The sequence below is a fragment of the Citrobacter sp. VF227 genome (assembly GCF_052950715.1).
On the sequence record NZ_JBRFVF010000054.1, the window covers coordinates 1 to 1,129 of the forward strand.

Consider the following 1,129-nt stretch of genomic DNA (forward strand, 5'->3'; position numbering starts at 1 on the left):
TGGCAGCCACAAGTGCTTTTCTCAGTTTCATATGCTTTCCTTTTCAGTAAATATCAGTATCGTTTATACCGTCCCTGAAAGACCGGTATTGCACAGGGCTGCAGCCACAGCCCTGTGTCATCGCGGCTACATGACGGTCCCGGACGTTAACAGGTGAGCGGAAAAAAACCTGCCGACCGATACGACAGGTCTGGTATTGTCAGGAAGGAGTGTCATGCTGTCAGAAGAATGAGGACTTCCTGCGTGACAGGGTTTCTGCCGGGAATTACTTATAGGCCACGGTCACGGTCAGCGCACCTTCCCAGGATTCCGGGATGCTCGCCGCCGGGAAGGTCACTTTGGCAGAGTTGATGTTGCTGTGAATACCTGCAGTAATCAATGTTGTTGCAACATTGGTCCAAAATCCAGTTGCTGCATTTACTGATGCAGTATTAACAGACTCCGACGCATAAGGTGCTGTGGCAAAATCCACCGACAGCTTCTGGTTATCCACCGCTTTATTTAATGCCTGCAGATATTTAGCGTGTGTACTCGAGGCCGGAGGTACATAAGACTGTCCTTGTCCATTAACAGTCACAATTCGAATATAACTACCATTCAGCCCTTTCCAGCCAGCACTTGCCGCCACAACCGTTTTGAATGTCATCTCCCCGTCCACGGTGGACGTGGTATCCGTCGCATCCGTCAGGCCGGTCACCTTTATCTTGGCCGTCTGCTCCATGGTCCCCCCCCCGGCAGTGACCGTATAACCGTCACCGCCGATGGTGATAACAGGCTCCAGCCCCACGCCTCCGGTCGCAGCCATATTCACCAGATACCCGTCCAGCAGGGCCACATCCCCTTTACCTGAGAAGTCCGCCGTTGCATCCGTCCCGCTCACCTTCCACTCCAGTTTGGTGGTGTCCCAGTCTGTCTGGTCTGCCCCGGTTTTCCACGCCCACACCGGGTTGGTGTTTTTAATCTCACCGTTCAGGGTGATGCTGTTATCGGCCGCCAGGTCATCTTCCGTGAATGCCGCCGACACGCTGCCGCTTACCAGACCCGCCGCCAGCAGAGCCAGTTTCAGTGCTTTCATTTTCATAATCCGTTTCCTTTTTCTCTGAGTCCGTTATTACTGATGGGTGACCGT

At 53.4% G+C, this 1,129-nt stretch carries 1 protein-coding gene; it reads right to left on the bottom strand.

Features of this window, described 5'->3' with window-relative positions:
* Nucleotides 1-265 precede the first annotated feature (265 nt).
* On the bottom strand, nucleotides 266-1,081 hold the full coding sequence (locus ACU8YC_RS24950) for a F4 family fimbrial subunit (protein WP_446895951.1): 816 nt from the start codon (nucleotides 1,079-1,081) through the stop codon (nucleotides 266-268).
* Nucleotides 1,082-1,129: the final 48 nt, after the last annotated feature.